Genomic DNA, 677 nt, shown 5'->3' on the forward strand with positions numbered 1-677 from the left:
TCGATTATCAACGGCATACTCTGGCGGCTTCGCTGCGGCACGCCCTGGCGCGATGTGCCGCCCAAGTACGGCAATTGGAATACGATCTATCGGCGGTTCAGGCGGTGGAGCGAAGCCGGGGTCTGGGAGGCAGTGTCGGTCACACTGGCCGAGATCATGGCGGACAGCGGCCACTATAGCATCGATAGCACCACGGTTCGCGCCCATGTCTCGGCAGCGGGCGGAAAAGGGGGACTCGTCGAAGAGCTCTTGGCCGCTCGCGGGGCGGGTTCAACAGTAAGCTTCACTGTCTGGCTGATCGACGAGGACGGCCACTCGCCTTCCACCTGACAGTCGGCGAGGCGGCGGATTGCAAGGCCTATGACACGCTGATCGCCCTGCCAGAGCGAGTGCCGCAGGCGTTCCTGGCCGACAAGGGATACGATGCCGATGCCATCCGGGCCGATCTTGCCAACAGGAACATCGAAGCCGTCATGCCGGGGCGGTCAAACCGCCGGGTGAAGATCGAATATGACCGGTCGCTCTAAAAGGAACGCAACCAGATCGAGCGCTTCTTCGGTCGTCTGAAAATCAACCGCGCCATCGCAACCCGATACGACCAACTAGCCGAAAGCTTCCTCTCCATGGTCCACATCGCATCAGCCAGATACTGGCTCAAATTTGTCCACGCCGCCTAG

Annotated in this window: 3 protein-coding genes; all 3 read left to right on the forward strand. The window is 61.2% G+C overall.

Features of this window, described 5'->3' with window-relative positions:
* Window positions 1-330: transposase (locus tag M3P36_RS15065; RefSeq protein WP_249704528.1), on the forward strand; the 330-nt coding region annotated here is incomplete at its 5' end.
* Window positions 291-527, forward strand: coding sequence for a transposase (locus M3P36_RS15070; RefSeq protein ID WP_249704529.1), 237 nt, complete (start codon window positions 291-293; stop codon window positions 525-527). The genes M3P36_RS15065 and M3P36_RS15070, both read left to right, overlap by 40 nt.
* A gap of 15 nt (window positions 528-542) precedes the next feature.
* Window positions 543-677: a hypothetical protein gene (locus M3P36_RS15390; RefSeq protein WP_482203671.1), complete on the forward strand. Its 135-nt coding sequence runs from the start codon at window positions 543-545 to the stop codon at window positions 675-677.

The organism is Altererythrobacter sp. KTW20L, from assembly GCF_023501975.1.
In the GTDB taxonomy this organism is placed as follows: domain Bacteria; phylum Pseudomonadota; class Alphaproteobacteria; order Sphingomonadales; family Sphingomonadaceae; genus Alteraurantiacibacter.